25 protein-coding genes and 1 tRNA gene are annotated in these 26,967 nt (G+C 70.4%); 1 reads left to right on the top strand and 25 read right to left on the bottom strand.

Annotated elements, in window-relative coordinates:
- Nucleotides 1-17: 17 nt before the first annotated feature.
- The 20 genes from ACWDVG_RS08140 to ACWDVG_RS08045 all read right to left on the bottom strand — a co-directional run bounded on the left by ACWDVG_RS08140 (nt 18) and on the right by ACWDVG_RS08045 (nt 20,490).
- Nucleotides 18-833 carry a F0F1 ATP synthase subunit delta gene (locus ACWDVG_RS08140; protein ID WP_451697291.1) on the bottom strand — a complete coding sequence of 272 codons (816 nt, stop codon included), beginning with the start codon at nt 831-833 and terminating at the stop codon, nt 18-20.
- A complete protein-coding gene (locus ACWDVG_RS08135) occupies nt 830-1,375 on the bottom strand; it encodes a F0F1 ATP synthase subunit B (RefSeq protein ID WP_451697289.1) in 546 nt (181 codons plus the stop codon). The genes ACWDVG_RS08140 and ACWDVG_RS08135 overlap by 4 nt, the downstream gene beginning before the upstream one ends.
- Nucleotides 1,376-1,416: 41 nt before the next feature.
- On the bottom strand, nt 1,417-1,674 hold the full coding sequence (gene atpE, locus ACWDVG_RS08130) for an ATP synthase F0 subunit C (RefSeq protein WP_093874070.1): 258 nt from the start codon (nt 1,672-1,674) through the stop codon (nt 1,417-1,419).
- A 90-nt stretch (nt 1,675-1,764) separates the two neighbouring features.
- Complete coding sequence (atpB, locus tag ACWDVG_RS08125) at nt 1,765-2,574, bottom strand: F0F1 ATP synthase subunit A (RefSeq protein ID WP_451697287.1); 810 nt, start codon at nt 2,572-2,574, stop codon at nt 1,765-1,767.
- A gap of 225 nt (nt 2,575-2,799) precedes the next feature.
- A complete protein-coding gene (locus tag ACWDVG_RS08120) occupies nt 2,800-3,213 on the bottom strand; it encodes a hypothetical protein (protein WP_451697285.1) in 414 nt (137 codons plus the stop codon).
- A 264-nt stretch (nt 3,214-3,477) separates the two neighbouring features.
- A complete protein-coding gene (locus tag ACWDVG_RS08115) occupies nt 3,478-4,797 on the bottom strand; it encodes an MraY family glycosyltransferase (RefSeq protein WP_451697284.1) in 1,320 nt (439 codons plus the stop codon).
- A 107-nt stretch (nt 4,798-4,904) separates the two neighbouring features.
- Nucleotides 4,905-6,152 (bottom strand): serine hydroxymethyltransferase, encoded by a 1,248-nt coding sequence (locus tag ACWDVG_RS08110; protein ID WP_451697282.1) that lies wholly within the window; start codon nt 6,150-6,152, stop codon nt 4,905-4,907.
- 124 nt (nt 6,153-6,276) lie between these two features.
- Nucleotides 6,277-6,921: an arsenate reductase/protein-tyrosine-phosphatase family protein gene (locus ACWDVG_RS08105; RefSeq protein WP_451697280.1), complete on the bottom strand. Its 645-nt coding sequence runs from the start codon at nt 6,919-6,921 to the stop codon at nt 6,277-6,279.
- Nucleotides 6,918-7,565, bottom strand: coding sequence for an L-threonylcarbamoyladenylate synthase (locus ACWDVG_RS08100; protein WP_451697278.1), 648 nt, complete (start codon nt 7,563-7,565; stop codon nt 6,918-6,920). Before ACWDVG_RS08100 ends, ACWDVG_RS08105 begins: the two co-directional genes overlap by 4 nt.
- A gap of 31 nt (nt 7,566-7,596) precedes the next feature.
- A complete protein-coding gene (gene prmC, locus ACWDVG_RS08095) occupies nt 7,597-8,442 on the bottom strand; it encodes a peptide chain release factor N(5)-glutamine methyltransferase (protein ID WP_451697277.1) in 846 nt (281 codons plus the stop codon).
- A gap of 52 nt (nt 8,443-8,494) precedes the next feature.
- Nucleotides 8,495-9,571 (bottom strand): peptide chain release factor 1, encoded by a 1,077-nt coding sequence (gene prfA, locus ACWDVG_RS08090; protein ID WP_451697275.1) that lies wholly within the window; start codon nt 9,569-9,571, stop codon nt 8,495-8,497.
- A gap of 96 nt (nt 9,572-9,667) precedes the next feature.
- Nucleotides 9,668-9,892 carry a 50S ribosomal protein L31 gene (rpmE, locus tag ACWDVG_RS08085; protein ID WP_030761597.1) on the bottom strand — a complete coding sequence of 75 codons (225 nt, stop codon included), beginning with the start codon at nt 9,890-9,892 and terminating at the stop codon, nt 9,668-9,670.
- Nucleotides 9,893-10,026: 134 nt separating this feature from the next.
- Nucleotides 10,027-11,124 (bottom strand): LCP family protein, encoded by a 1,098-nt coding sequence (locus tag ACWDVG_RS08080; protein ID WP_451697273.1) that lies wholly within the window; start codon nt 11,122-11,124, stop codon nt 10,027-10,029.
- A gap of 195 nt (nt 11,125-11,319) precedes the next feature.
- Nucleotides 11,320-13,368 carry a transcription termination factor Rho gene (gene rho, locus ACWDVG_RS08075; protein ID WP_451697271.1) on the bottom strand — a complete coding sequence of 683 codons (2,049 nt, stop codon included), beginning with the start codon at nt 13,366-13,368 and terminating at the stop codon, nt 11,320-11,322.
- A 415-nt stretch (nt 13,369-13,783) separates the two neighbouring features.
- A complete protein-coding gene (gene thrB, locus ACWDVG_RS08070; RefSeq protein WP_451697269.1) occupies nt 13,784-14,701 on the bottom strand; it encodes a homoserine kinase in 918 nt (305 codons plus the stop codon).
- A 266-nt stretch (nt 14,702-14,967) separates the two neighbouring features.
- A complete protein-coding gene (gene thrC / locus ACWDVG_RS08065) occupies nt 14,968-16,038 on the bottom strand; it encodes a threonine synthase (RefSeq protein ID WP_451697267.1) in 1,071 nt (356 codons plus the stop codon).
- Nucleotides 16,039-16,044: 6 nt separating this feature from the next.
- Nucleotides 16,045-17,337, bottom strand: coding sequence for a homoserine dehydrogenase (locus ACWDVG_RS08060; RefSeq protein WP_451697265.1), 1,293 nt, complete (start codon nt 17,335-17,337; stop codon nt 16,045-16,047).
- A 126-nt stretch (nt 17,338-17,463) separates the two neighbouring features.
- The gene (gene lysA / locus ACWDVG_RS08055; RefSeq protein ID WP_451697262.1) at nt 17,464-18,855 is read right to left on the bottom strand and encodes a diaminopimelate decarboxylase; all 1,392 of its coding nucleotides are present in this window, start codon (nt 18,853-18,855) and stop codon (nt 17,464-17,466) included.
- A 12-nt stretch (nt 18,856-18,867) separates the two neighbouring features.
- Nucleotides 18,868-19,917, bottom strand: a complete 1,050-nt coding sequence (gene nrtL / locus ACWDVG_RS08050; RefSeq protein WP_451697259.1) for an ArgS-related anticodon-binding protein NrtL — start codon at nt 19,915-19,917, stop codon at nt 18,868-18,870.
- A gap of 93 nt (nt 19,918-20,010) precedes the next feature.
- Nucleotides 20,011-20,490, bottom strand: a complete 480-nt coding sequence (locus ACWDVG_RS08045) for a response regulator (RefSeq protein ID WP_451697421.1) — start codon at nt 20,488-20,490, stop codon at nt 20,011-20,013.
- Nucleotides 20,491-20,659: 169 nt separating this feature from the next.
- Here ACWDVG_RS08045 and ACWDVG_RS08040 point away from each other — a divergent pair.
- Nucleotides 20,660-20,731 (top strand) — tRNA-Arg (locus tag ACWDVG_RS08040).
- 203 nt (nt 20,732-20,934) lie between these two features.
- Here ACWDVG_RS08040 and ACWDVG_RS08035 read toward each other — a convergent pair.
- The 5 genes from ACWDVG_RS08035 to ACWDVG_RS08015 form a co-directional block, all read right to left on the bottom strand.
- Nucleotides 20,935-21,870 carry a hypothetical protein gene (locus ACWDVG_RS08035; protein ID WP_451697258.1) on the bottom strand — a complete coding sequence of 312 codons (936 nt, stop codon included), beginning with the start codon at nt 21,868-21,870 and terminating at the stop codon, nt 20,935-20,937.
- 129 nt (nt 21,871-21,999) lie between these two features.
- Entirely contained in the window at nt 22,000-22,839 is an 840-nt protein-coding gene (locus ACWDVG_RS08030) for a hypothetical protein (RefSeq protein ID WP_451697256.1), read from the bottom strand.
- Nucleotides 22,840-22,999: 160 nt separating this feature from the next.
- Nucleotides 23,000-24,466 carry a tyrosine-type recombinase/integrase gene (locus ACWDVG_RS08025; RefSeq protein WP_451697254.1) on the bottom strand — a complete coding sequence of 489 codons (1,467 nt, stop codon included), beginning with the start codon at nt 24,464-24,466 and terminating at the stop codon, nt 23,000-23,002.
- Complete coding sequence (locus ACWDVG_RS08020; protein ID WP_451697252.1) at nt 24,463-24,654, bottom strand: helix-turn-helix transcriptional regulator; 192 nt, start codon at nt 24,652-24,654, stop codon at nt 24,463-24,465. The genes ACWDVG_RS08025 and ACWDVG_RS08020 overlap by 4 nt, the downstream gene beginning before the upstream one ends.
- A 329-nt stretch (nt 24,655-24,983) precedes the next feature.
- Complete coding sequence (locus tag ACWDVG_RS08015) at nt 24,984-26,963, bottom strand: DUF3987 domain-containing protein (RefSeq protein WP_451697250.1); 1,980 nt, start codon at nt 26,961-26,963, stop codon at nt 24,984-24,986.
- Between the last annotated feature and the right edge of the window lie 4 nt (nt 26,964-26,967).

Genomic DNA, 26,967 nt, shown 5'->3' with positions numbered 1-26,967 from the left:
GTTGCCGGCTGCTGCCGTCAGCCGGCCAGTCGACGGGTCGCCTCGTCGAGGCGCTCCGCGATGGTCCCGTTGATGACCTCGTCGCCGACCCGCACGCTGATCCCGCCGAGGACCGAGGGGTCCACGTCCAGGTTCAGGTGCATCTCGCGGCCGTACAGCTTCGCCAGTACGGCTCCGAGACGCTGCTTCTGCGCGTCGGACAGCGGCACCGCCGAGGTGACGACCGCGACCATCCGGTTCCGGCGCTCCGCGGCGAGCTTGGAGAGGGACTCGAGTCCCGCTTCCAGGCTACGTCCCCGGGGCTGGGTCACCAGCCGGACGATCAGGCGCTCGGTGGTGGCGTGGGCCTTGCCGCCGAGCAGGCTGCGGAGCAGCTCGCCCTTGGCGGTGGCCGTGGCGGTCTTGTCCGTCAGCGCCGAGCGGAGCTCGGGGCTGGAGGACACGATCCGGCCGAACCGGAACAGCTCGTCCTCGACGGAGTCGAGGGCGCCCGCCTTCTGCGCCGCGGTGAGGTCTGCCGTGTTCGCCAGCTCCTCGGTCGCGTCGACCAGGTCGCGCGAACGCGACCAGCGGGAGCGGACCATTCCGGAGACCAGGTCGACGGTCTCGCCGCCCACCTGACCGCTCAGGAGTCGCTGCGCGAGCGCGGCCTTGGCCTCACCCGACTGCGCGGGGTCGGTCAGGACCCGGCGCAGCGACACCTCGCGGTCGAGCAGCGCGGTGACGGCGGCCAGCTCGTTCGCGAGCTTCGTCGCGTCGACCGAGGTGTTGTCGGTCAGCGCGTCGAGGGACTCGCGTGCGGCGGCCAGTGCCTCGCGGCTCGCTCCGTTCATCGGACGGCCTCTGCCTTCTCCTCGAGCTCGTCGAGGAAGCGGTCGATCGTACGGCTCTGGCGGGCGATGTCCTCGAGGGACTCGCCGACCAGCTTGCCGGCCAGGTCGGTGGCGAGCTTGCCCACGTCCTGGCGCAGCGACGCCGAGGCGGCCTTGCGGTCGGCCTCGATCTGAGCGTGGCCGGCGGCGATGATCTCCTCGCGCTGGCGCTGGCCTTCCGCCTTCATCTCCTGGATGATCGCGGTGCCCTGCTCCGTCGCCTCCTGGCGAAGACGCGCGGCCTCGTGGCGGGCCTCGGCGAGCTGGGCCTTGTACTGCTCCAGCACGCTCTTGGCCTCGATCTGGGCCGACTCGGCCTTCTCGATGCCGCCCTCGATGGCCTCGCGACGCTCGTCCAGAACCTTGTTGATGTTCGGGAGGAGCTTCTTGGCGAGGAAGCCGAAGACGATGACGAAGGCGATCAGGCCGATGACGAGCTCGTCGAGATGCGGGATGAGAGGCGGCTGCGCCTCTTCACCCTGCGCAAGAAGCAGAGCGTTCACATCAGTGCCTTCCGTAAAAAGATTCGGGCAGTCGGTCCGGCTTACTGGTAGACGAAGCCCATGACGATGCCGATGAGCGCGAGCGCCTCACAGAAGGCGAAGCCCATGATCTGGTTGGTGCGGATCAGACCGGCGGCCTCGGGCTGACGGGCGAGCGCCTGCGTACCGTTACCGAAGATGATGCCGACGCCGACGCCGGGGCCGATGGCCGCGAGGCCGTAGCCGATGGAGGCGACGTTGCCGACGACGTTCTCCTTGGCACCGGCGGCGAGGTTGACCATGTCGAGAGCAGCGGACATGCCGTTACTTCCTTCTCTTTCAATGACCCGGTGGGGGTTGGCCACCGGACGTCTGCTGGTTCGGGGGTGGAACTACGTCCGGGGTCGGACTCAGTGGTGCTCGGAGAGCGCGCCCTGGACGTAGCTGCAGGCCAGGAGCACGAAGACGTACGCCTGGACGGCCTGGATGAAGAGCTCGAAGCCGGTCATCACGAGGACCATCACGAAGGAGGCGCCGGCGTAGACGAAGCCGAGGCCGTTCATGAGGTACCAGGTGGCCAGCGAGAACATCACGATGAGCAGGTGACCGGCGAACATGTTCGCGAACAGTCGGACCGCGTGCGTGAAGGGCCGGATGATCAGGTTGGAGAAGAACTCGAGGACGACGACCATCGGGAGGATCGCACCGAGGGACTTGTCGTAACCGACGATGTTCTTCCAGCCGCCCACGAAGCCGTGCTTGCGGAAGGTGAGCGAGATCCACATGACGTACACGATCAGCGCGAGACCGGCCGGGAAGGCGATCAGCGAGGTGACCGGGAACTGGGCGAGCGGAATGATCGACCAGAGGTTCATGATCCAGACGAAGAAGAACAGCGACACCATGAAGGGGACGTACTTCTCGCCGTCCTTCTTGCCGATGATCTCGTAGACGATGCCGCGGCGCACGAAGTCGTAACCGGCCTCGCCGACCATCTGCAGCTTGCCGGGGACCAGCTTGGGCTTGCGGAAGGCAGCCCAGAAGAACCCGACGACCACGATGGAGCCCAGGACGGCGAGCAGCATCGGCTTGGTGATCTCGATGCCGGCCACCGTGGCGATGGGCTCGTACATGAACGTGTGCAGGCCCGGCGCCGGGAAGCCGCATCCACTGAAGATGTGGCAATCCGGGTCGAAGGCAAGCGTCTTGTCAGCACTCACCGCGGGCTCCTTCAGCGTGGCGCATAGGTTCGGCAACCTCGTTGTGTCGGCGCGGCACGCAGCCGCGGGTCGGCACTGGACTGGTCTTACGGATAAGGGGGCGGCGGTTCGGCATCGAGCCTCGCGCTGGGACAGGCGCCGCTTCGGATGCCCGCGCCCGCAGTGCCGCAGTTGGCACCGGACGATAGCAGGAAGCCGAACGCGCCTTTATCCCGGCCCTACCCTTCACGACTTCGGCCCCGTGTTTCCGGGGTCGACGTACGTGATCTTGGCCTTCATGTAGGCCCGGGCCTGTGCGGCGACCCACACCACGGTCGTCGCGAGCAGCGTGAAGGCGAAGGCCTTGAAATCGAACAGCGTGGTGTTCTTGAGCAAGGCCAGGAAGATGAAGAGCACCAGCAGCTGGGCCGTGTAGAGCAGCAGCCCCATGGCCTGGAAGAGGTGCGGAAGCGACTTCGCCGTCCGCTGCAGGACCACCTGCCCGATGCCCATGAAGAGGATCACGACCAGCGTGCCGACGACGGCGCCGATCGCACCCTTGCCACCGGCGACCACCCCGCTGATGACCGTGGCGACGACGCCGACGGCTGCGGTGGGTACGGCGGTGTGCAGGAGGATGCGTGCGTCGTTCGACGGCATGGCGGTGTCTCCGCTTGCTCTGGAGGGGGCGATGGTGTCGTCATGGACGAGCGTAAGCCCGGTCCGAGGTGGGTCTCGGGGCCAACAGACCGTCGCACTACGGTCTTTCGGCACTGTCGCCGGGTCTCGTGAACCGTATCACAAACTATTTGAATAGGTCTTTACCCAGAGGGTGTGCCAACTGTCACACATGAGGGTTACAGCGCGCGTGTGTGCAGGACGCCGAGGCGACGTGTCTGCTATTGGCCGCCGACGCGGCTTTCGTCAACTCGGCGTTCCGGCCTTCCGCCGGTCGGTGAAGCGCGCGCGGTTGCCGATGGCGGTCGCCCCGTTGAGGCCCGCGGGCACCGGAACGCGCTCCTCCTCCACCGCCGGAGCCGTCGCGGCCGGTGCCGGCTCGGGCGGCGGCGCCACCTTGCGGCGGCGGTAGCGGGGCGGCACGAACGACTCGGCCCAGCGCGGCGCCCGCGGCGTGAACCGCGGCAGCAGGAGCAGCACGAGCCCGACCGCGCTCAGCCCCGTGACCCCGAGGACGATCCACATCGACGTCGAGTGCACGGAGTACGCCAGGGTCCCGAAGGCGATCAGCGCCGACCAGAAGTACATGATCAGGACGGCCCGGCTGTGCGAGTGCCCGATCTCCAGGAGCCGGTGGTGCAGGTGCCCGCGGTCCGCCGCGAACGGCGACTGCCCCTTCCACGTGCGGCGCACGATCGCCAGGACCAGGTCCGCCATCGGGATCGCGATGATCGTGAGCGGCAGCACCAGCGGGATGAAGACCGGCAGGGCGGCGTGCGTGGCCTGCCGCGTCGACCCCTCGAAGATCTTGAGGGTGTCCGGGTCGACCTGGCCCGTGATGGAGATGGCGGAGGCGGCCAGGATCAGACCGATCAGCATCGAGCCCGAGTCGCCCATGAAGATCCGCGCCGGGTGCATGTTGTGCGGCAGGAAGCCCAGGCACATGCCCATGAGGATGGCGGCGAAGAGCGTCGCGGGGGCGGCCGCCTCGATCGTGTAGCCGTACCAGAGCCGGTACGCGTACAGGAAGAAGGCGCCGGCCGCGATGCAGACCATGCCGGCGGCGAGACCGTCGAGGCCGTCGACGAAGTTGACGGCGTTGATGGTGAGGACCACCAGGGCGACCGTGAGCAGCGTGCCCTGTCCCTGGGTCAGGGCGACCGTGCCGACGCCCGGGATGGGCAGCCACAGGATCGTCAGACCCTGGACGACCATCACGCCCGCCGAGATCATCTGCGCGCCCAGCTTGATCAGCGCGTCCAGCTCGAACTTGTCGTCCAGGACGCCGATCAGCCAGATCAGCGCGGCGCCCGAGAGGAGCGCGCGCGGCTCGTTCGACTGCTCGAAGACGCTGTTGAGGTTCTGGAGGTGGTCGGCGACGAGCAGTCCCGCGCAGAGCCCGAAGAACATGGCGATGCCACCGAGCCGCGGAGTCGGTTCTCGGTGTACGTCGCGGGCGCGGATCTCCGGCATCGCCCCGGTCGCGATGGCGAACTTCCGCACCGGACCGGTGAGCAGATAGGTCACCGCGGCCGTGACACAGAGCGTCAGCAGGTAATCACGCACGGGCTGCCCCACAGGAATCGCTGGCCATCTCAGCCCCACACCCTAGCCGTGCCGTCCATGTGGTTTGAGACATACGGGCCACCCGAACGGTTCCGCCGGGCCCTCCGTCAGCGCCCATACGGGGGAAATCGGGCGGTCAGCTCCCGTACGTCCGCCCGTACCCGGGCCGTCTCCTCGGGGTCGTCCCGCAACGCGGCGGTGAACAGTGCGGCAATTCTCGTCATCTCCGTCGGCCCCATGCCCTGGGTGGTCAGGGCGGCCGTGCCGAGCCGGATGCCGCGCCCGTCCCCGTACGGCAGGGCGCAGGTGTCGAGCACCATCCCGGCGGCGGCGAGCCGGGCGCGGGCGGTGCGGCCGTCGACGCCGAGGGGCGCCGGGTCGGCGGTGATGAGGTGGGTGTCGGTGCCGCCCGTGGTGACGAGGAACCCCTCCTCGGCGAGCGCGGCGGCGAGGACCCCGGCGTGTGCGACCACCTGATGGGCGTACGCGGTGAACGCCGGGGTGGACGCCTCGCCGAAGGCCACCGCCTTGGCGGCGATCGTGTGCATCTGGGCGCCGCCCTGCGTGAACGGGAACACGGCGCGGTCGACCCGGCCCGCGAGCTCCTCGCCGCACAGGACCAGGCCGCCGCGCGGGCCGCGCAGCACCTTGTGGGTGGTCGCGCACACCACGTCCGCGTACGGGACGGGGTTGGGCGCCGCTCCCCCGGCGACGAGGCCGATGGGGTGGGCGGCGTCCGCGATGAGGTACGCGCCGACCTCGTCGGCGATCTCCCGGAAGACCGCGTAGTCGAGGTGGCGGGGGTAGGAGATGGAGCCGCAGACGATCGCCTTGGGGCGGTGGTGCCGGGCCAGGGCGGCGACCTGCTCGTAGTCGACGAGCCCGGTCTCGGCGTCCACGCCGTACGGCACGAAGTCGAACCAGCGGCCCGAGAAGTTCGCGGGCGAGCCGTGCGTGAGGTGCCCGCCGTGGTTCAGGCCCATGGCCAGGACGGTGTCCCCGGGCCTCAGGAGGGCCGCGTAGGCCGCCAGGACGGCCGAGGAGCCGGAGTGCGCCTGGACGTTCGCGTGCTCGGCCCCGAAGAGCGCGGTGGCCCGCTCCACGGCGATCCGCTCCGCGGCGTCGGCGAACTCGCAGCCCCCGTGGTGCCGGGCGCCGGGGTACCCCTCCGCGTACTTGTTGGCGAGCGGCGAACCGAGGGCCGCGAGCACGGCGGGCGAGGTGAAGTTCTCGGCGGCGATCAGCTGCAGGCTGTCCGCCTGCCGCCGCGCTTCGCCGAGCAGCACGTCGGCGATCTCCGGGTCCTGCCGGCGCAGGACGTCGAGTACCTCATCGAGTGGCGCGGTGACGGACATGGCTGGCTCCGGGCGTGGAGGGGTGTCAGCACCAATGTAGGCAGCACACCCCCGCCCCGCCCGCCCAGCACGCACCCGGACCGGCCCCCGGGCCGGGTCGACAGCGCTTGGCCGGTCCCGGAACTCAGCGCTTGGCCGGAACGCCCGTCAGGGCCGTCACCACCGGGTCCAGCGCGTCGTTGATCTCGTCGCCGATCGAGCGGAAAAAGGTGATCGGGGCTCCGTACGGGTCGTTGACCTCGTCCGCCTCGGCGGAGGGGGCGAGGAGCCACCCGCGTAGAGCCGCGGCGGCGCGGACCAGGGCGCGGGCGCGTTCGACCACGCCCTCCCGGGGGTCCGGCAGCGTGGCCGGGTCGATCGCGCGGACCAGGCGGGTGAACTCCTTCAGGGTGAAGGTGCGCAGGCCCGCCGAATGGCCCATGGAGATGACCTGGGCGCGGTGGTCGCGGGTCGCGGTGAGGACCAGGTCCGCGCGGATGACGTGCTCGTCGAGGAGCTCGCGGCCCACGAAGCCGGTGTGGTCCGCGCCGAAGTCGGCGAGGACCAGTTCCGCGTTGGCCTCCATCGGGGCGCCCTCGTGGCCCCAGGTGCCCGCGCTCTCCACGATCAGGCCGGCGCCGAGCCCCTCGCCCAGGCGCTCGCCCAGGGCATGGCGGGTCAGCCGCTCGGTGATCGGCGAGCGGCAGACGTTGCCGGTGCTGACGTGGAGGATGCGGAAGGTGTTGCCGTCGTCGAACCCCGCTATGCCACGCCCCTCAGGGGCGGTCAACTGGCCACCTCGAGGTCGGGTACGACCTTCCGGAGCTCCTCCGCCGTCAGCGCGCCCTGGCGCAGCAGCACCGGGACCTTGCCGGTCACGTCGACGATGGACGAGGGGACGATGCCGGGCGTCGGACCGCCGTCGAGGTAGACGGAGACGGCGTCGCCGAGCATCTGCTGGGCGGCGTCGCAGTCCTCCGGCGCCGGGTGCCCGGTGAGGTTGGCCGAGGAGACGGCCATCGGGCCGACCTCGGTGAGCAGCTCGATGGCGACCGGGTGCAGCGGCATGCGGATGGCGACGGTGCCGCGGGTGTCGCCGAGGTCCCACTGGAGGGACGGCTGGTGCCGCGCGACGAGGGTCAGGGCGCCGGGCCAGAAGGCGTCGACGAGTTCCCAGGCCTGCTCGGAGAAGTCCGTGACGAGGCCGTGGAGGGTGTTCGGGGAGCCGATGAGCACGGGCGTGGGCATGGTGCGCCCGCGTCCCTTGGCGGCCAGCAGGTCCGCGACCGCCTCGCTGCTGAAGGCGTCCGCACCGAGCCCGTACACGGTGTCGGTGGGCAGCACGACCAGCTCGCCGCGGCGGACCGCGGACGCGGCTTCGCGCAGGCCGGTGACTCGGTCGGTCGCCTCGTTGCAGTCGTATCGCCGTGCCATCAGTCGCGCTCCTCCTCGTGGACGGGGTGTGTCATGGCATCGCCTTGCGGGCGGTCGCGAAACGCGGCCGGTTGTTCAGGTCGGGGTGGTCGGCGGCGTCCGCCCAGCCGGCCTCCTCGTTGAAGATCCACGGCACCTGCCCGCCCTGGGTGTCGGCGTGCTCGATGACGACGAGGCCGCCGGGGCGCAGCAGCCGGTGCGCGGTGCGCTCGATGCCCCGGATGGTGTCGAGGCCGTCCTCGCCGGAGAAGAGGGCCATCCCGGGGTCGTGGTCACGGGCCTCGGGGGCGACGTACTCCCATTCGGTGAGCGGGATGTACGGCGGGTTGGAGATGACCAGGTCGACCTGGCCGTCCAGTTCGGGGAGCGCGGTCAGCGCGTCGCCCTGGTGGACGGTGACGCGGGAGCCCTCGGCGTTCTTCCGGGTCCACACGAGGGCGTCCTCGGAGAGCTCGACGGCGTGCACGCGCGAGCGCGGCACCTCCTGCGCCATGGCGAGGGCGATGGCCCCGGAGCCGGTGCACAGGTCGACGATGAGGGGTTCGACGACGTCCATGGCGCGTACGGCGTCTATGGCCCAGCCGACGACCGACTCGGTCTCGGGGCGCGGCACGAAGACGCCGGGCCCCACCTGGAGCTCCAGGTAGCGGAAGAAGGCGCGGCCGGTGATGTGCTGGAGCGGCTCGCGGGCCTCGCGGCGGGCGACGGCCTCCCAGTAACGGGCGTCGAAGTCCGTGTCCTTGACGTTGTGCAGCTCCCCCCGCTTCACACCGTGCACGAACGCGGCGAGCTCCTCGGCGTCGAAACGCGGTGAGGGAACGCCGGCGTCGGCCAGCCGCTGGGTGGCCTGGGCCACCTCGGCAAGCAGCAGGTTCACGCTGGTCCTCCGTGGTGCGGGGTGGTGCGGGGGGCTGGGGAGGGGGTGGGCCTTACGCCGCGGCGAGCTTCGCCGCCGAGTCGGCGTCGACGCAGGCCTGAATCACCGGGTCCAGTTCGCCGTCGAGGACCTGGTCGAGGTTGTACGCCTTGAAGCCGACGCGGTGGTCCGAGATGCGGTTCTCCGGGAAGTTGTACGTCCGGATCTTCTCGGAGCGGTCGACGGTGCGGACCTGGCTGCGGCGGGCGTCGGCGGCCTCGGCCTCGGCCTTCTCCTGGGCGGCGGCGAGCAGCCGGGAACGGAGGATGCGCATGGCCTGCTCCTTGTTCTGGAGCTGGCTCTTCTCGTTCTGGCAGGAGGCGACGATGCCGGTCGGCAGGTGGGTGATGCGGACGGCGGAGTCGGTCGTGTTGACGGACTGGCCGCCGGGGCCGGACGAGCGGTAGACGTCGATGCGCAGGTCGTTGGCGTGGATCTCGACCTCGACCTCCTCGGCCTCGGGGGTGACGAGCACGCCCGCGGCGGAGGTGTGGATGCGGCCCTGCGACTCGGTGGCGGGGACGCGCTGCACGCGGTGCACTCCGCCCTCGTACTTCAGGCGTGCCCAGACGCCCTGGCCGGGCTCGGTGGCGCCGTTGCCGCCCTTGGTCTTGACGGCGACCTGGACGTCCTTGTAGCCGCCGAGCTCGGACTCGGTGGCGTCGATGATCTCGGTCTTCCAGCCGACGCGCTCGGCGTACCGGAGGTACATGCGGAGCAGGTCGCCGGCGAAGAGCGCGGACTCGTCGCCGCCGGCGCCGGCCTTGATCTCCAGGATGACGTCCTTGTCGTCGCTGGGGTCGCGCGGGACCAGGAGCAGGCGGAGCTTCTCGGTGAGCTCCTCGCGCTGCTTCTCCAGCTCCTTCACCTCGGCGGCGAAGTCGGGGTCGTCGTGGGCCAGCTCGCGGGCGGTCTCGATGTCGTCACCGGTCTGCTTCCAGGAGCGGTAGGTGGCGACGATCGGGGTCAGCTCCGCGTACCGCTTGTTCAGCTTGCGCGCGTTCGCCTGGTCGGCGTGGACCGAAGGGTCGGCGAGCTTCTTCTCGAGGTCGGCGTGTTCGCCGACCAGTTCCTCGACCGCCTCGAACATCGGGGGCTCCTGGTTTTCGTCAGTTGCTACGGGGACGCCAAAGCGCCGGTCCCGGCCGCCCGCGCGGGGGCGACCGGTGACCGGCGCAGGGGCTCGCTACTTCTTGGCGGAGCCGGCGGCCTTGCCGAAGCGGGCCTCGAAGCGGGCGACGCGGCCGCCGGTGTCGAGGATCTTCTGCTTGCCCGTGTAGAACGGGTGGCACTCGGAGCAGACCTCGGCACGGATGGTGCCCTCGGTCAGGGTGCTACGGGTGGTGAACGACGCGCCACAGGTGCAGCTGACCTGGGTCTCGACGTACTCGGGGTGGATCTCGCGCTTCAAGGTGTCTCCTAGTTTCGGGAGGGCGCCGGGTCGCCACCGCGGGTTGCGGCTGACGTGAACCGGGGCCGACGTACCAGTCTGCCAGGACCGGCCGCATCTCCCCAAACCGGGGTGGGGCCGGAAGTATTCCGCCGTTACCGTACGACTCCGCCGGCCTTGCCCGTGGCGGCGTCCCGGGTCGCCGAGGCGGGAATCGGGCGGTCGGCCCCGAGGGCGGTCCACACCTGCCGGGCCTGGGCCTCCAGGGGGACGACGCGGTTCGGGTCCCGGGGGTCGTACGCGACCGGCAGCGTGACCATGTGGATGTGCCGGGCGTCGATGCCGGCGAGGCCCTTGGCGAAGCCGAGGAGTTCCTGGACGGAGTCGAGTTCCGAGTCCGGGGTGACGGCCTTGGTGGCGGCGTCCGCGAGGCCGTACAGCTTGGTGGGGTCGGTGAGGACGCCGACCTCCTTGACCTGCTGGACGAAGGCCTTCATGAAGGCCTGCTGGAGCTGGATGCGGCCGAGGTCGCTGCCGTCGCCGACGCTCTTGCGGGTGCGGACGAGGCCGAGGGACTGCTCGCCGTCGAGGGTGTGGGTGCCCGGGGCGAGGTCGAGGTGGCTCTTGGAGTCCCTGATGGGCGCGGTGGTGGTGATCTCCACGCCGCCGAGTTCGTCGATGAGCTTGTTGAAGCCGGTGAAGTCGACCTCGATGTAGTGGTCCATGCGGATGCCGGACATCGACTCGACGGTCTTGACGGCGCAGGCGGGGCCGCCGACCTCGTACGCGGTGTTGAACATGGCCCGTCGTTCGCCGGGGACGGCCGTGCCCCTGGCGTCGGTGCAGCGCGGGCGGGTGACGAGGGTGTCGCGGGGTATGGAGACGACGCTCGCCTTCGTGTGGCCCTCGTAAACGTGGACGACCATCGCGGTGTCGGAGCGGGCGCCGCCCTCGTCCTCGCCGTAGGCGCCGTTGTCGCCGGCGCGGGAGTCGGAGCCGAGGACGAGGATGTCCATGGAGCCGTTGTCGACGTCGGCGGGGCGGTCGCCGCCGAGCTGGGTGTTGATGTCGACGCCCTGGATGTTGCCGTCGAGCCTGACGTACGCGTAGCCGAGTCCGCCGCCGGTGAGCAGCAGGGCGGCGAAGGCGCCCGAGACGAGTACGGCGGGGCCGCGGCGTCGCCGGACGGGCGGTTTGCGGCGGCGGCCGCGGCGGCCGTCGGCGGTGCGTCGGCTCGTTGTCTGCTCGGTCATCGTCTTCCCTCGGGCCCTCGGTTCACCTTCTGTGACGGCGAAGCGGCCGAAAGGGTTGCATACGGACCTGTGGGGCGGGGCCGGGGAACGCGGCGCGCCCACCGTGCGGGGCACGGTGGGCGCGTTGGTTCTCGCAGGTCACGAAGGGGTTACGGCCCTGGGGCCGACCCTCCGTGGTGTGACGCGGGTCTCACGTCAGTCGTTGTTCGCTCCGGGCGTCGTCTTCTGGATCTGCATGAGGAACTCGCCGTTCGACTTCGTCTGCTTCATCTTGTCGAGGAGCAGCTCGATCGCCTGCTGCTGGTCGAGCGCGTGGAGCACGCGGCGCAGCTTCCAGGTGACGGCGAGCTCCTCGCTGCCGAGGAGGATCTCCTCCTTGCGCGTGCCCGAGGCGTCGACGTCGACGGCCGGGAAGATGCGCTTGTCGGCGAGCTTCCGGTCGAGCTTGAGCTCCATGTTGCCGGTGCCCTTGAACTCCTCGAAGATCACCTCGTCCATGCGCGAGCCGGTGTCGACCAGCGCGGTGGCCAGGATGGTCAGCGAGCCGCCGTCCTCGATGTTGCGCGCGGCACCGAAGAAGCGCTTCGGCGGGTAGAGCGCGGTCGAGTCGACACCACCGGACAGGATGCGGCCGGAGGCGGGCGCCGCGAGGTTGTACGCGCGGCCCAGACGGGTGATGGAGTCGAGCAGGACGACCACGTCGTGACCGAGCTCCACGAGGCGCTTGGCGCGCTCGATGGCCAGCTCGGCGACGGTGGTGTGGTCCTCGGCCGGGCGGTCGAAGGTCGAGGAGATGACCTCGCCCTTGACCGACCGCTGCATGTCGGTGACCTCTTCCGGACGCTCGTCGACCAGGACGACCATTAGGTGGCACTCGGGGTTGTTGTGGGTGATCGCGTTGGCGATCGCCTGCATGATCATGGTCTTGCCGGTCTTCGGCGGGGCCACGATCAGACCGCGCTGGCCCTTGCCGATCGGCGACACGAGGTCGATGATCCGCGTGGTCAGCACGCCCGGGTCGGTCTCCAGACGGAGACGGTCCTGCGGGTAGAGCGGGGTCAGCTTGTTGAACTCCGGGCGGCCGCGGCCGGAGTCGGCGGCCATGCCGTTGGCGGAGTCGAGGCGGACCAGCGCGTTGAACTTCTCGCGGCGCTCGCCCTCCTTGGGCTGCCGGACGGCGCCCGTGATGTGGTCGCCCTTGCGCAGGCCGTTCTTGCGGACCTGGGCGAGGGAGACGTACACGTCGTTCGGGCCGGGCAGGTAGCCGGAGGTCCGGATGAACGCGTAGTTGTCGAGGATGTCCAGGATGCCCGCGACCGGGATCAGGACGTCGTCGTCGGAGACCTGCGGCTCGCCGGCGGCGAACTCGTCGCGCCCGCGACGGCCGCGGCGGTCGCGGTAGCGGCCGCGACGGCCGCGCCGGCCGCCCGCCTCGTCGTCGTAACCGTCGTCCTGCGGACCGGCCTGCTGGCCGCCCTGCTGACCCTGGCTCTGGCCCTGGCCCTGGCCCTGACGCTGGCGCTGGCCGCCCTGGCCACCGCCCTGCTGCTCGTCGCCCTTGCCGCGGTCGCGCTGACGGTCGCGGCGCTCACGGCGGTCACCGCGCTCGCCCCGGTCCCCGCGCTCGCCGCGGTCACGGCGGCCACGGCCCTCGGCGGCGTCGGCGGCGGCCTCGGCCCGGGCGTCGGCCTGCGCCTCGGCCTTGGGCTCCGTACGGGCCTCGGTGCGCGCCTCGGTCTTCACGGCCTGGGCGGTCTCCGCCTTGGCCTCGCCCTCCGGCGAACCGGCGGGGGCGGTGGCGCGACGACGGCGGCGCTCACCGGCCGGAGCGTCGTCGGCGGCCGGCTGGCCCGGAATGTCGATCTGCTGCTGGGCGACGGCCTGCTCGGCCTTCTCCGCCTTCGGCGCGGCGGCCTCGGCGGACTCGCCCGTGCGGGCCTTGGAGGTGGCGCGACGCTTCGGCTTGGTCTCGGCGGCGTCGGCGGCCTTGGCGGGGGCGGCGGAGCCTCCTCCTGCCTGCGCCTCCTTGATGACCTCGATCAGCTGGCTCTTGCGCATCCGCGCGGTGCCCCTGATGCCGAGGCCGGACGCGACCTGCTGCAGCTCGGCCAGGACCATGCCCTCGAGGCCGGTGCCGGAGCGGCGGCGCCGTGCGGTGCCGCCGGTGGCAGCACCTGCGGCGGGCGCGGTGGTGTCGACACTGTTGTCGGCAGTCACGCCCATCAGATCGGTGGTGTCGCTCACGAAGGGTCCTTCCCTGGAGCGGACGTCGGCCTTCTGGCTCGGCGACCGGTTGTGCTGTCCGGCAGGGTCCTGGTTGATGGACCGTGTCCGGGGCGGTGGTACCGCCGGGTGCGGCGGAAGAGAACGTGCTGTGATCCGGCCCGAGCGCCCCCTGCTCGGCCCTCGACCGAAAGAAGAGCGAGGGGTGTCGTGCCGGTTCCGGAGCGTGCTCGAAACTGCTCAGGCAGGCTGCTCAGGCAGTTGGGGAGGCTCCCGGAAGAATGGGTGGTCCCTGATGGGGACACTCCGCACCGCTCCACAAAGAGGTCGGGTGCAGACTTGAGGTTAACACTACCGGCTCCAACAAACATTCCCCCTCTCCATCACCGGCAATCACGCGTCCGGACGCTGCCCGGCGTCCGGAACACCGCGCCCGCTAGGGCGCCAGCGGCAACACACTCGCGCCCGGGGCGTCGAGGTCGAGCCTGTTCGCGGCCCACCCCTCGCCCGCGAGGAGGGCGACCTTGTCGGCCGTCCCGTGTTCGGCCAGCGCGAGGACCGTGGGGCCCGCGCCGGAGATGACCGCGGGGACGCCGTCCGCACGCAGCCGGTTCACGAGGGCGATGCTCTCCGGCATCGCGGGGGCCCGGTACTCCTGGTGCAGCCGGTCCTCGGTGGCCGCGAGCAGCAGCTCGGGGCGGCGGGTCAGGGCCTCGACGAGGAGGGCGGCGCGCCCGGCGTTCGCCGCGGCGTCCACGTGCGGGACGGTGCGCGGGAGCAGGCCGCGGGCGGTCTCGGTCAGGACGGGCTTTCCGGGGACGAAAACCACCGGAACGATGGAATCCGAGGGGTCCATCCTGATCGCGCGCGCGGCGCCGGCCTCGGTCCAGGCGAGCGTGAAGCCGCCGAGCAGACAGGCGGCGACGTTGTCGGGGTGGCCCTCGATCTCGGTCGCGAGCTCCAGGAGCGCGGCCTCGTCGAGCTTCGCGTCGCCGCCTATGGTCACGGCGCGGGCGGCGACGATGCCGGCGCAGATGGCGGCGGAGGAGGAGCCGAGGCCGCGGCCGTGCGGGATGCGGTTGGCGCAGACGACCTCGAGGCCGCGCGGCTGTCCGCCGAGCAGGTCGAAGGCCGTGCGCAGGGAGCGTACGAGCAGGTGGCTCTCGTCGCGCGGGAGCGTCTCGGCGCCCTCGCCGGCGATGTCGACGTGCAGCCCGGAGTCGGCGACCCGGACGACCACGTCGTCGTAAAGCCCCAGCGACAGGCCGAAGGCGTCGAAGCCCGGGCCGAGATTGGCGCTGGTGGCGGGAACGCGCACCCGTACGGCGGCGGCGCGGAACGCTGGACCGGCCATCGCTCGATGACTCTCCTTGATTGCGGCAACGGTGTTTCAAGAGAAGTACGGGAACCCGGGGGACCGTTTCGGCCGCGAAGGCGACAACGGCAAGGCCACCGCGCATGTGTGGCGGGGCGGGTTCGGTACAGCCTATCGAAGGAAGGTTCTGTGGCGACATAGGGCGCACAGGAGGCGCACGATGCGTGTCGCGCGCCAACCTGTGCGCCTATGTACGTTCCTGATCGGGTTTCGATCAGGTCCGCTCCCCCGCCCGGGGGACCGGATCAGGCCAGACCGAGGCGCTCGGCGGCGGCCGCGGCGTCGACCGGGACGGTCACCGGCTGCGGGGCGCCGGCCACGGCCCAGTCGGGGTCCTTGAGGCCGTTGCCGGTCACGGTGCAGACAATGGTCTGGCCGGGATCGACCTTGCCCTGCTCGGCGGCCTTCAGCAGACCGGCGACCGAGGCGGCCGATGCGGGCTCCACGAAGACGCCCTCCTGCGCCGCCAACAGACGGTAGGCGCGCAGGATCTCACGGTCCGTCACCTCGTCGATGAAACCGCCCGACTCGTCGCGCGCGGCGATCGCGTAGTCCCAGGAGGCCGGGTTGCCGATGCGGATCGCCGTGGCGATCGTCGACGGGTCCTTGACGACCTCGCCGCGCACGAGCGGGGCGGAGCCGGAGGCCTGGAAGCCCCACATGCGGGGGCGGCGGGTGGCGAGGCCGTCCGCGGCGTACTCGCCGTACCCCTTCCAGTACGCCGTGATGTTGCCCGCGTTGCCGACCGGCAGGACGTGGATGTCGGGGGCGTCGCCGAGCATGTCGACGATCTCGAACGCGGCGGTCTTCTGGCCCTCGATGCGGACCGGGTTGACCGAATTGACCAGCGCGACCGGGTAGTTGTCCGAGAGCGCGCGGGCCAGGTCCAGGCAGTCGTCGAAGTTGCCGTCGACCTGGAGGATCTTCGCGCCGTGCACGAGGGCCTGGCCCATCTTGCCGAGCGCGATCTTGCCCTGGGGCACGAGGACGGCGGAGACCATCCCGGCCCGCACGGCGTAGGCCGCGGCGGAGGCCGAGGTGTTGCCGGTGGACGCGCAGATGACGGCCTGCGCGCCCTCCTCCTTGGCCCTGGTGATGGCCATCGTCATGCCCCGGTCCTTGAAGGAGCCGGTGGGGTTGGCGCCCTCGACCTTGAGGTGCACCTCGCAGCCCGTGCGCTCGGAGAGCACCTGAGCGGGGACGAGCGGCGTACCGCCCTCACGGAGCGTGACGACCGGCGTCGTGTCCGTGACCGGAAGGCGGTCCCGGTACTCCTCGATGATGCCGCGCCACTGGTGGGTGCCCTTGGTCGTCATGGGTCCTTACTCCCCTTCAACACGCATGATGCTGGCGACACCGCGCACGGTGTCGAGCTTGCGCAGCGCCTCGACGGTCCCGGAGAGGGCGGCGTCGGGCGCGCGGTGGGTGACGACGACGAGCGAAGCCTCGCCGTCCTTGCCCTGCTGGCGCACCGTATCGATGGATACGCCGTGCTCGGCGAAGACCGTCGCGACCTGGGCGAGGACGCCCGGCTTGTCGGCCACGTCGAGACTGATGTGGTACCGCGTCACCACGTCGCCCATGGGGCTCACGGGCAGTCGGGTGTACGCGGACTCGCCGGGGCCCGTCGCCTCGTTGAGACGGTTGCGGCAGACGGCGACGAGGTCGCCGAGTACGGCAGAGGCGGTCGGCGAACCGCCGGCGCCCGGACCGTAGAACATGAGCCGCCCGGCGGCCTCCGCCTCGACGAAGACGGCGTTGTACGCCTCGCGGACGGAGGCGAGCGGGTGGCTGAGCGGGATCATCGCGGGGTGCACGCGCGCGGTGACGGACTCGCCGTCGGCGGCCCGCTCGCAGATCGCGAGCAGCTTGATGGTGCAGCCCATCTGCTTGGCGGAGGCGAAGTCGGCGGCGGTGACCTCGGTCATGCCCTCGCGGTAGACGTCGTCGAGGCGCACGCGCGTGTGGAAGGCGATCCCGGCGAGGATGGCGGCCTTGGCCGCGGCGTCGAAGCCCTCGACGTCGGCGGTCGGGTCGGCCTCCGCGTACCCGAGGGCGGTGGCCTCGTCCAGGGCCTCGGAGTAGCCCGCCCCGGAGGTGTCCATCTTGTCGAGGATGAAGTTCGTCGTGCCGTTGACGATGCCCATCACGCGGTTGATCTTGTCGCCGGCGAGGGATTCGCGCAGCGGCCGGATGAGCGGGATGGCGCCGGCGACGGCCGCCTCGTAGTAGAGGTCCTGGCCGTGCTGCTCGGCGGCGGCGTAGAGGGTGGCGCCGTCCTGGGCGAGCAGCGCCTTGTTGGCCGAGACGACGGAGGCGCCGTGCTCGAAGGCGGTGGTGATGAGGGAGCGGGCCGGCTCGATCCCGCCGATGACCTCGACGACGACGTCGATGTCCCCGCGTTTGACGAGGGCGGTCGCGTCGGTGGTGATCAGCTCGGCGGGGACGCCGCCGCGGACCTTGTCGGGACGGCGGACCGCCACGCCGGCGAGCTCGACCGGCGCGCCGATGCGCGCGGCGAGGTCGTCGGCGTGCGTCGTCATGATGCGCGCCACCTCTGAGCCGACCACTCCACAGCCCAGCAGCGCCACCTTCAGCGGACGCGTACGCATCATCCGACCTCGTTTCTCGTACTACTTCGTCGTCGTATCTCTACGGTGGAACCAGTCTCACTCACCGGACGGGGTATTCCGCCCTCCGTCCGGATCCTGAGACATCTATTTCATCACTCGACTATTTCATCAGCCGACGTCGAGACGCAGGAGATCTTCCTCCGTCTCGCGCCGGACGATCACGCGCGCCTCGCCGTCCCGGACGGCGATGACGGGCGGCCGCAGGGCGTGGTTGTAGTTGCTGGCCATGGAGCGGCAGTACGCGCCGGTGGCCGGCACGGCGATCAGGTCGCCGGGCGCCAGGTCGGACGGCAGGAACGCGTCCCGTACGACGATGTCGCCGCTCTCGCAGTGCTTGCCGACGACGCGGGAGAGCATCGGCTCGGCGTCGCTGGTCCGCGAGACCAGCGCGACGCTGTACTCGGCGTCGTACAGCGCGGTGCGGATGTTGTCCGACATGCCGCCGTCGACGCTCACGTACGTCCGCAGCCCGTCCAGCGGCTTGATCGTGCCGACCCGGTAGAGGGTGAAGGCGGTGGGGCCGACGATGGCGCGCCCGGGCTCGACGGAGATGCGGGGCGTGCGCAGGCCCGCGGCCTCGCACTCGCGCGTCACGATCTCGTGGAGCGCCTTGGCGATCTCGTGCGGTTCGCGCGGGTCGTCCTCCGAGGTGTACGCGATGCCGAGGCCGCCGCCGAGGTCGATCTCGGGCAGCTCGACGCCGTGCTCGTCCCGCACCTCGGCGAGCAGCTGCACGACGCGGCGGGCGGACACCTCGAAGCCGGCCATGTCGAAGATCTGGGAGCCGATGTGCGAGTGGATCCCGATGAGCTCGAGACCGTCGAGCTTCAGCGCCCGCCGCACGGCCTCGGCCGCCTGTCCCCCGGCCAGCGCGATGCCGAACTTCTGGTCCTCGTGGGCGGTGGCGATGAACTCGTGCGTGTGCGCCTCGACGCCGACGGTCACCCGGATCTGGACGCGCTGGCGCTTGCCGAGGGACTGGGCGACGTGCGCGACGCGGACGATCTCCTGGAAGGAGTCGAGGACGATGCGACCGACCCCGGCCTCGACGGCCTTGGTGATCTCCTCCTCGGACTTGTTGTTGCCGTGGAAGGCGATCCGCTCGGCCGGCATGCCCGCGGAGAGGGCGGTGGTGAGCTCGCCGCCGGAGCAGACGTCGAGGTTCAGCCCCTCCTCGTGCAGCCACCGGACGATCGCGCGGGACAGGAACGCCTTGCCCGCGTAGAAGACGTCGGCGTCGCCGCCGAAGGCCTCGGCCCAGGCGCGGCAGCGGGCCCGGAAGTCGGTCTCGTCGAGGAAGTAGGCGGGCGTGCCGAACTCCTCGGCGAGCGCGTCGACCGCGATCCCGCCGACGGTCGCGACCCCGCGCTCGTCGCGGGCGACGGTCCGCGCCCAGACCTTGGGGTCGAGGACGTTGAGGTCGGCGGGCGGGGCGGAGTAGTGCCCCTCGGGCAGGACGTCGGCGTGACGGGGCCCGGCGGGGTGGGCGGAACGGCTCATGGTCTGCGTCTTTCAGATCAGGTCGGGTGCGCTGATGCCGAGCAGGGACAGGCCACCGGCGAGCACCGTCCCGGCGGCTTCGGCGAGCGCCAGCCGGGAACGGTGGGCGGCCGAGGGTTTCTCGTCGCCGAGCGGCAGAACGGTGTGCTGGAACGCGAGCAGCGCGTCGGCGGTGGCTTCCAGGTGCCGGGCGACCCGGTCGGGGGCGCGGTGGCGGGCGGCGGCGAGGAGGACGAGGGGGTGGTCGCCGAGGGCGCCGAGGAGTTCGGGTGCGTCGACGTCGGTTTCGTACGCGGGGGTGAAGCCGAGCTGCGCGGCGTTGACGAGCAGCCTGCGGGCCCGGGAGTGCGCGTACCGGACGCGGAAGAGCGGATTGCGCTCGTGCTGCACGAGAAGCCCGGCCCCGTCGAGGGGCCGGTCGTGCGGCGCGGCCCGAAGGAGCGCCCACCGGGCGGCGTCGACTCCGAGGCGCTCGGGCTCGTAGGCGCCGGGGTGGACGTGGATGCGCTCGGGGGTGGGGTGGCCGGGGGCCTGGTGCTGGGGGGGCTGGTGCTGGGGGGCCTGGTGCTGGGGGGCCTTCGGGCCGGCCTGGTTGTCGCCGTTTCCGATCAGGGCGTCGGCGCCCTGGGCGCGCAGCAGCCGCGCCACGGTCGCGGTCACGAGACGGGCCCGCGCCTCCCCCGGCTCGGCGAGGCGGACGGCGGTCCCGGCGAGGGCGGCGCCGTGCCCGTACGAGGTGCCGGCGGCCAGGACCGTACGGACGAGGTCGCCGCCCGCGTCGCGCCGTAGCGTGAAGTTCAGGAACCCGGGCCCGGTGATGTCGACGGCCCGGAGCGCGGGATCGTCCCGCAGCCGCTCGCGCAGGATCCCGGCGACGTCGAGGGCGCTGCGCCCGGCCGCCCGGGCGAGGCCGAGGGCGACGCTGCTGGCGTACTCCCCGGTGCCGCCGGGCCGGGCGCGCTCGACCTTGACGCGCTGGGGCACGTCGACCCGCAGCGCACCCTCGTCGACCGCGCGGCGCACGGCGTGCAGCACGGTGAGGGAGAGGTCCGCGGGGGTCACGGGACAAGCGTAGGGGAGGAGGGGGGTCGGAACGCGAACCGGTTTCGCCATGCGGGCACGCGGGGGGGGCGGGTCCCGGACCGGCGGCTGGGGTCAGACGACCCCGCGGGCACTCCGCGCGCGCCGCACCTGCTGCCGCCCGTCGGCGGCGGGCGGCTCCTCTTTACCGTCCGGCGCGGCCCCGTCACGCTCGTCGCGCTCCTCGCGCGGCTCCCGCCGCTCGCGGTGCATCAACTGCCGCACGACCTGCACCAGCTCGGCGGGCTCGAAGGGCTTCGCGAGGAACGCGTCGACGTCGGCCGTCACCTCGCCCTCCTCGCAGGCGCTGATGATCGCCACCGGCAGATGACTGGTCCGCGGATCGGCGCGCAGCCGCTCGGCCGTCCTGATCCCGTCGAGCCCGGGCATGACGACATCGAGGGTGACGACATCGGGACAGAGCCGATGCACGACATCCAGACACTCGGCACCATCGGCCGCGGTCACGACCTCGAACCCCTCGAGTTCGAGATTGACCCTGATCAACTGCCGGATCACCTTGTTGTCGTCGACAACGAGCACCCGACCGGACATGCCTGACACACGAACGAGAGTAGGACCCCCCGAGGGGCTGCGTCCGGGTTTTCCCCACTTCCGACCCACGCGAGCGACGCACCCCCCGGTGACGCCCCGGAAATACCTGTTCACAGGCACGCCCCCGGAGCTGGTAGGGTTCTACCCGTCGCCACAGAGCGCGACGAACGCCCCCGTAGCTCAGGGGATAGAGCAACGGCCTCCGGAGCCGTGTGCGCAGGTTCGAATCCTGCCGGGGGCACTCCAGCTCGGACAGCGTGATCAAGCCGCTGACCTGCTGAAGTGCCAAACACAGAGACCCGGACTCAGTCCCACTGAGTCCGGGTCTCTGTCGTTGTGTGTCACTGATCGCGAGTGAGTGGCGAGTGGCATCGCTCGTCACTCCCCCCCAGTCGCCCGCGCCCCGCTCGACGCCGAGCAGCGCGCATCAATGCATTGCAAGGTTCAGACGCGGGCCGCCGCGGCCCGAAGCGGCTCGTTCTCCTCAGCCGACGGCTGCGCTGTAATGCGGGCCTTCGCCGGCTGCCAACCGTGCAGGAGGCCGCCGACCATCAGGAGGGCCGAGTACGCATCAGCCTTCGTTGTCTCGGCTGCCTCCGGGTGCGCCCCCAAATCACACATGAACTTGAGGGCGAGCCGTACCTGCTCGGCACGCGGCGGATAACCGGTGTCTACCTCTCTGGACTCCTTGCGGAGCGCCTTGGCTGCCGCTGCGACGTCCGCCGCCCCGTCCTCATCTTCGGCCTTCTTGCCGACGAGCGCCGCGAGCGTCTGACGAAGCGCTTCGACCGTCAGTCGCCACTCCTGCTTGATGTACTGCTGCTCGGCGTCCCGGTAGTAGTCCAGGGCTGCGGCGAACTCTGTCGACCGGCCAGAGTCTGGCGCGTCCAGCTCAATCAGGAGCAGACGGCGGTACTGCATCTGTTCAAGGATCGCGACCCAGTTGCTCTGGTTGACCTCGCACTCGATGGTGCCGACGCCAATCCGTTCAAGATTGCCGTCTGCCATCGCCGTGCCGGTGACCTCAAGGTTGAACTTCACTCCACCCGTGCGGTGCTCCTCGATGATCTGGACTTGCCGGTGGTCGAGATCGGCAACGAGGACAAACGTTGTCGTCGCGGCAAGGCTGTGCAGGGTGACCGGCGAGGACTCAACCGCCAGCCGACCCAGGTACCCGCTGGACGTACCCAGACCGACGGCGTGCACCTTGCCCTCAAGCCACATCGGCCGTTGCGCTGACGCGTCATGCCGACAGGACGCTTCGAACTGGAAGCGGAGTTGCATCACGCCAAGCCCGCTGGTGCCATGCACTGACTTGAGTTCCAACCTGGCCGCATTGTTCGTGCCGCCCATGGTTACCCAGATCTCACCCATGATCATCTTTCTGTTGCTACTAAAACCAGAGATTGACGGAACTTGGGCACGGCCAGCAAGCCATGCCCTTGCGAGACAACTACGCTTCCGCTTAAGCCGGATAGAGGGCACGGAGTCGACCCTCGACAGTAATGATCATCCTTCACCCGAGAGGCGGCAGATCCTGAAAATTGCCACGGTCCCCAAAAACGGCGACGGGCCGCCAGTCAGCGGGTAGTCGTCTTTCGATCCGGCACAAAGGCAAAGCCCGTTCCGGGCAAGCTCGTTCAGGTTGGCAGTGATGCTCCGCTGCGCATCTCGCACCGAGGAGCGAGAAAACTCGATGTCTGACGAGATGTCGCTCCAGTCCCGGAAGGTTTGAATGATCCCATCAATGAGATCCTGTTCCTCGTCAGTACAGTCGTCGGGCTCCTCGTGCGGCAACCATCCAGGGCAACCAGAGAGGATCGGCCAGAGATCGCGCCCCGTCTTTATGTGACTGAGTACTACGACCTCAAATTCTGGCTCCTCCACTGTGACGACGTCGATGATCCTGTCGACCTGTTCCCGCTTTAGCTTGCTCACTTCGGCAGCAAGGGTCTTCAGTCCCCACACCTCGATGGCTACGCTCGGGTACAGCGGACGCAGCTCATTGTCGATGAACTGGTCGACTTCACCTGGCATGGTGTCGTTGGTAAGGAAGCGCCATACCCTCACGTCACGGTGCTCCTTGAGGCAGCCCTCCAGGTCCCCGCGGATCTTCGCCTTGGTCTTATCGATCCGCTCGCCACGCGTGGCGTGGGCAGCGAAGAACACCCGAGCCTTCGGACAGTAGCCGTCGTTCTTGGTGTCGCCCTTCGGTCCGGCTGCCCGTACAGGTTGGTAGTCGCCGGGATACAGCTCCAAGCCGAGCCGATCCATGCAGTCCTGGAAGGTGTTGCCCTCCAACCGGAGGAGCTGGCCCTCTACGAGCTTCCGCAGCGAGTTCTGATCCACGAGAGCTATTACCGCACAGCTCCCATGAGTTCGTAACACGATCTCCGTGAAACGTCTCGGCTTGCCATGTCCGGGGCATGGAGCTTCCACCCCATCATGATCGTGCTACGAACTCTAGGGCTGCGGGCTGCGGGCTGCGGGCTGCTAGACGCTTCTTGACCTATGAGCCGTCGACCCAGCCCATCGCCTGCTCGATCTTCCTGTTGTTCAGCTCCTCGTGGCCGTCGATGCACCCCTCGTAACGACGGTGAATGACCTCCGGCGAGTTACCCGCCCGGCGGGCCACCTCGGCAACGGGGACGCCCGCGTTCAGCCAGTTCGTGATGCAGGTGTGCCGCAGGTCGTACGGTCGGTGGGCGAGCGGGGATTCCACCTTGTCTGGCGGGAGGGCGATCGGCCGGGCCTCCTGCCAGACCCTCCAGTAGCTGGACGTTCCGAGTACGGCGCCGCGCTCGTTGGCGAAGAGCCGGCCGTCCTTCGCCGTTCCGAACTCCGCTATGTGCGCGCGGAGTATGGCGACGAGCGTCGGGGGGATCGGGACGGGGCGGTCTGCCTTGAGCTCCCGGGACTTGAGCCCGCGCTTGTCGTGGCGCTGGCCCGAGTCCGTCCATCGCTTGCCGGACACCGGCCGGGTCTCCTTGAGGGTGAGCGTCCCCCATCCCTTCTCGGGGAGGTAGCAGTCCTTCATCCTGAGCCCCACCGCCTCGGCCGGCCGCATCGCCGCGTACATCTGGCAGGCGAAGAAGGCGACGAGTCGGCGTCCGCGGTTCCGGTGAACGGAGCCCACGTAAGAGACGGCCGTGAGGAGCTGCTCACCCTGGACGGCGTTGACCAGGACTCGGGGGTCCACGACGTCGCCCTTGGTGGACCCCGCGCGCTTCACTCCCGCGAGCGGGTTCTCCTCCAGGTACCCGCACTCAATGGCGTACTCCATGGCCGTGTTGAACCCGCGGCGCCGGCGCTTGTAGGTCTCCCCCGCCGCCGGGGTGTCGTCCAGCTTGAACGAGAGCCGGTACTGGACGTCCCGCACCACCTTGGGGTCGGCAAGAGCCGAGAGCGGCAACGACCGGGTCCGGAGCCAAGCGCACGCCGCCACGAGTTCCGGCGGCGGCTCCTCGTCCTGATGCGCCGGTACGACCGCCCATCGCATCGCGAGCCGCGTCTCCTCCGGCGTGGGCTCCTTCTTACCGCCCTCCACCATCGCGAGCGCCACCGTGGCCAGGCTGTCGGCCAGCCCCTCACGGGTCTTCGCCGCCGCCGTACGCCACCGGCTCGCCATGTACTCGCGGCTGAAGTCCCACCACGACGGATCGGGCTTCTCTTTCTCCTTCGCGGCAGCCGCCCGGAGTTCCGACTCCGGAAGGCCGGACGCCACGTCGAACGCCTCGCCCTTCCGCATCGCCTGCCACAGCTCGGACCGGCGGCTCTCCGCGAGGGCCACGGTGGCGAAGCTGGCGGCCTTCACTTTTCCGGCGACCGTCCAGCGGATCTGATACGGCGCCTTCTTGCTCCGCACCTGGTTGACCTTCCAGACCCGTACGTCCGTGGAGAGGGTCAGGTCCCCTGAAACGGGCGGGCGCCCGCTGTTGCGGGCGCCCGGGGTGGTGCTGGTCTTGCGGTAGGTCACGCGACTTCCTCCAGGGTCTCGATCCAGCGCTCCAGATCCGAGCGGCGGATGCGGACCGCGCCGTTCGGGAGCTTGATGGCTTTCGGGCCCTTCTTGAGCTGACGCCACCGGTAGAAGGTGGCTCGGGGCACTCCGATCTCCTTCACGACCTGGGGGATCGTGAGCATCTCGTCACGCGTCGCGGACACGGGTCCTCCTCGACTGGCTACCGAAGACAGGGCGGGGTGCCGCAAAAACCGCAGAATCCGCAAAAACCTGCGAATCCGGGCTCTGACCTGCGGCGTTTGGGGTGCGCGGGTGGCTGCCGCAAAAATCGCGAGAATCGCCGCAGAAATGGACGGCGGCACCGAGGGCCGAGCGTCGCGTGACCGGCGACGGGATTTGTGCGGCGGTTTCGCGGATTTTTGCGGCTGCCGGGCCGACGGGCCGTTTCCGCAGGTGGGCACGGCCGCCCGGGGGTTTCTGCGGATTCTGCGGTTTGTGCGGCGGGGGCCCATGCGAAGGCGGGTGGGGAGGCTCACGCCTTCGGCTCGCGGACGCTCGGGTGAATCAGGTATCGGGGCGCCGGCGGGCGACCTCGTTTGCCGGTGCGGGGCGGGGTCTCGCTGCGGAGGTATCCGTGCTCCTCCAAGACGGCAGCGGCGGGCTCCAGTTCAGCGATCGTGGGGAACTCGGAACGGGAGAGCTTGGCGAAGAGGTCCCGGCGGCTGACGCTCTCCCAGCCGTTGTCCTCCAGGACGGACAGCAAGCTCCGGGCGCGAGCCAGAGTGGCGTCGGCGCCCATGAGGTCGAAGACGGTCAGGGCGTGGGCGGCGAAGTAGTCGGCCAGTTCGATCGCCGCGCCCATCGTGGTGGCACTGATCGGGGCGTTGGTGCCGCCGTCGATGTGCTCGGCGAGGTGGAGCAGACCGGCGATGCGGGCCGCGGCGCCCACGAGCTTCCCGGCCCACTTCCCGATGTGCCCGAGACGCCCGCCCTTGGTGCGGAGCTGCGGCTCCAGGCGCTCTCCGTACGCCTTGAGGGCGGCATCGGCTTCGGGGCCCACTTGGACCACTCGGGGGTCGGTCCAGTCCGCGAGCTTGAGCGTGAGGGCGAAGACGTTCCGCTCGTACGTCGCACCAATGGCGGGCGGAACGGGGTCCGGGTCGATCTTCCGGTAGCCGACCAGGGATTCCGGCAGGCAGTACAGGAAGCGGGCAAGCAGCCCGCGGCCATCGAAGCCGCGGTTCTTGCCTATGTCCTCCAGGACACTGGGCTGAACTGCGAGGCCCATGGTGAGCGCGGGCGCCTCGATGAACTCCTGGCGGGTCCGGCGGTCGACGCGCAACCGGTCGCCGGCGTGGCCCTTGAGGAAGACCTCCATGTTGGGCACGCCGGAGTACCGCCCGGCGATGATGTCGAAGATGCCACCCTCGGCGGACATGACCGCGAGCCTGCCTCCCTGCTCGGCAAGCAGGGTGGTGACGGTCTCGGGGGTGGCGTCGTCGGCGAGGAGCCGCGGGCGCGGCGGAACGGTCAGGGACTCGGCGGTCTGGGCGAGGCCGATCGCCTCGGCCACCAGGTTGTCCCGCTCGGGACCCTCGGCCTTGGCCGCTTGAGCGGCGGCCTTGTCGGCGGCCTCGCGGGCCATGCGGGCGGTGACCTCGGCCTCCACGATCGTGAGGTTGGAGCCCTCCACGAGCGTGTTCTCCGCCTCGTAGAGCGGGGCGGTCATGGCGGCGAAGACGGCGGACTTGCGGTTGGCCGGGCCGAGGGCGACGACGACGAAGAGGTTCGTGGGCTCGCGCCACCGCCCGCGCACCTGGACGACGGCCCGGCCGCCGGCCGCGGTCGCGAGGACGGAGAGGGCGAGGGCGCCCGCGAGGTCCACCGGGGTCTGGGTCTCCTCGGCGAGCGCGACGACGAAGTCCGAGACCCAGCCGGGGAGGGCGTGGACGGGGAACGGCGGCAGCTTCGGCTGCCGGTCCAGCGGGATCGGCTCGGGCCATGCGGCCGGGACGGTCGCGGCGCCGAGCGCGAGGGCCTCGCGGAGGTCGTCCTCGGTGGCCTCGGCCGACATGCCGGCCTGGACGATGCGGGTGCCGACCTCGATGCTCCGGCGGCGCCGGGCGAGGTCGTGGACGATCTCGGCGTAGTAGGTGGCGTTGGCCGTGGAGGGCACGGCCTGGATGAGGGTGTGGAGGTAGGGCCGGCCGCCCGCGCGGACGAGTTCGCCGGTCTGCTCCAGGTGGTGCCCGAGGGTGATCGGGTCGACGGGCTGTCCCTGGGCGTGCAGGGCGAGGATCGCGCGGTGGATCGTCTCGTGGGCGGGCACGTAGTGGTCGGCCGGGTCCATCGAGCCGTTCACGTCGCCGATGACGCCGGGCGCGAGCATGAGCGCGCCGACGACGGCCTGTTCGGCTTCCCGGTCGTGCGGTGCCATCCGCTCCGTGCCTCCTGGCGCGCTGTGCAGCGGCACCACGGGGGCGTACTGCCCATGGGCGGGCTCAGGTGTCATGCTG

The sequence above is a fragment of the Streptomyces sp. NPDC003327 genome, from assembly GCF_053589515.1.
The sequence above is the reverse complement of the archived record's forward strand: the minus strand, read 5'-3'. Positions and strand labels throughout refer to the sequence as shown.

Coding starts and splice junctions, on each gene's coding strand:
- ACWDVG_RS08080 (WP_451697273.1), bottom strand. CDS start 11,124: ATGACCGAGCAGACAACGAGCCGACGCACCGCCGACGGCCGCCGCGGC.
- lysA (WP_451697262.1), bottom strand. CDS start 18,855: ATGAGCCGTTCCGCCCACCCCGCCGGGCCCCGTCACGCCGACGTCCTG.
- ACWDVG_RS08110 (WP_451697282.1), bottom strand. CDS start 6,152: ATGTCCGTCACCGCGCCACTCGATGAGGTACTCGACGTCCTGCGCCGG.
- thrB (WP_451697269.1), bottom strand. CDS start 14,701: ATGGCCGGTCCAGCGTTCCGCGCCGCCGCCGTACGGGTGCGCGTTCCC.
- prfA (WP_451697275.1), bottom strand. CDS start 9,571: ATGTTCGAGGCGGTCGAGGAACTGGTCGGCGAACACGCCGACCTCGAG.
- ACWDVG_RS08120 (WP_451697285.1), bottom strand. CDS start 3,213: ATGCCGTCGAACGACGCACGCATCCTCCTGCACACCGCCGTACCCACC.
- ACWDVG_RS08015 (WP_451697250.1), bottom strand. CDS start 26,963: ATGACACCTGAGCCCGCCCATGGGCAGTACGCCCCCGTGGTGCCGCTG.
- ACWDVG_RS08035 (WP_451697258.1), bottom strand. CDS start 21,870: ATGATCATGGGTGAGATCTGGGTAACCATGGGCGGCACGAACAATGCG.
- ACWDVG_RS08100 (WP_451697278.1), bottom strand. CDS start 7,565: ATGGCACGGCGATACGACTGCAACGAGGCGACCGACCGAGTCACCGGC.
- atpE (WP_093874070.1), bottom strand. CDS start 1,674: ATGTCCGCTGCTCTCGACATGGTCAACCTCGCCGCCGGTGCCAAGGAG.
- ACWDVG_RS08060 (WP_451697265.1), bottom strand. CDS start 17,337: ATGATGCGTACGCGTCCGCTGAAGGTGGCGCTGCTGGGCTGTGGAGTG.
- ACWDVG_RS08045 (WP_451697421.1), bottom strand. CDS start 20,490: ATGTCCGGTCGGGTGCTCGTTGTCGACGACAACAAGGTGATCCGGCAG.
- ACWDVG_RS08140 (WP_451697291.1), bottom strand. CDS start 833: ATGAACGGAGCGAGCCGCGAGGCACTGGCCGCCGCACGCGAGTCCCTC.
- thrC (WP_451697267.1), bottom strand. CDS start 16,038: ATGACGACCAAGGGCACCCACCAGTGGCGCGGCATCATCGAGGAGTAC.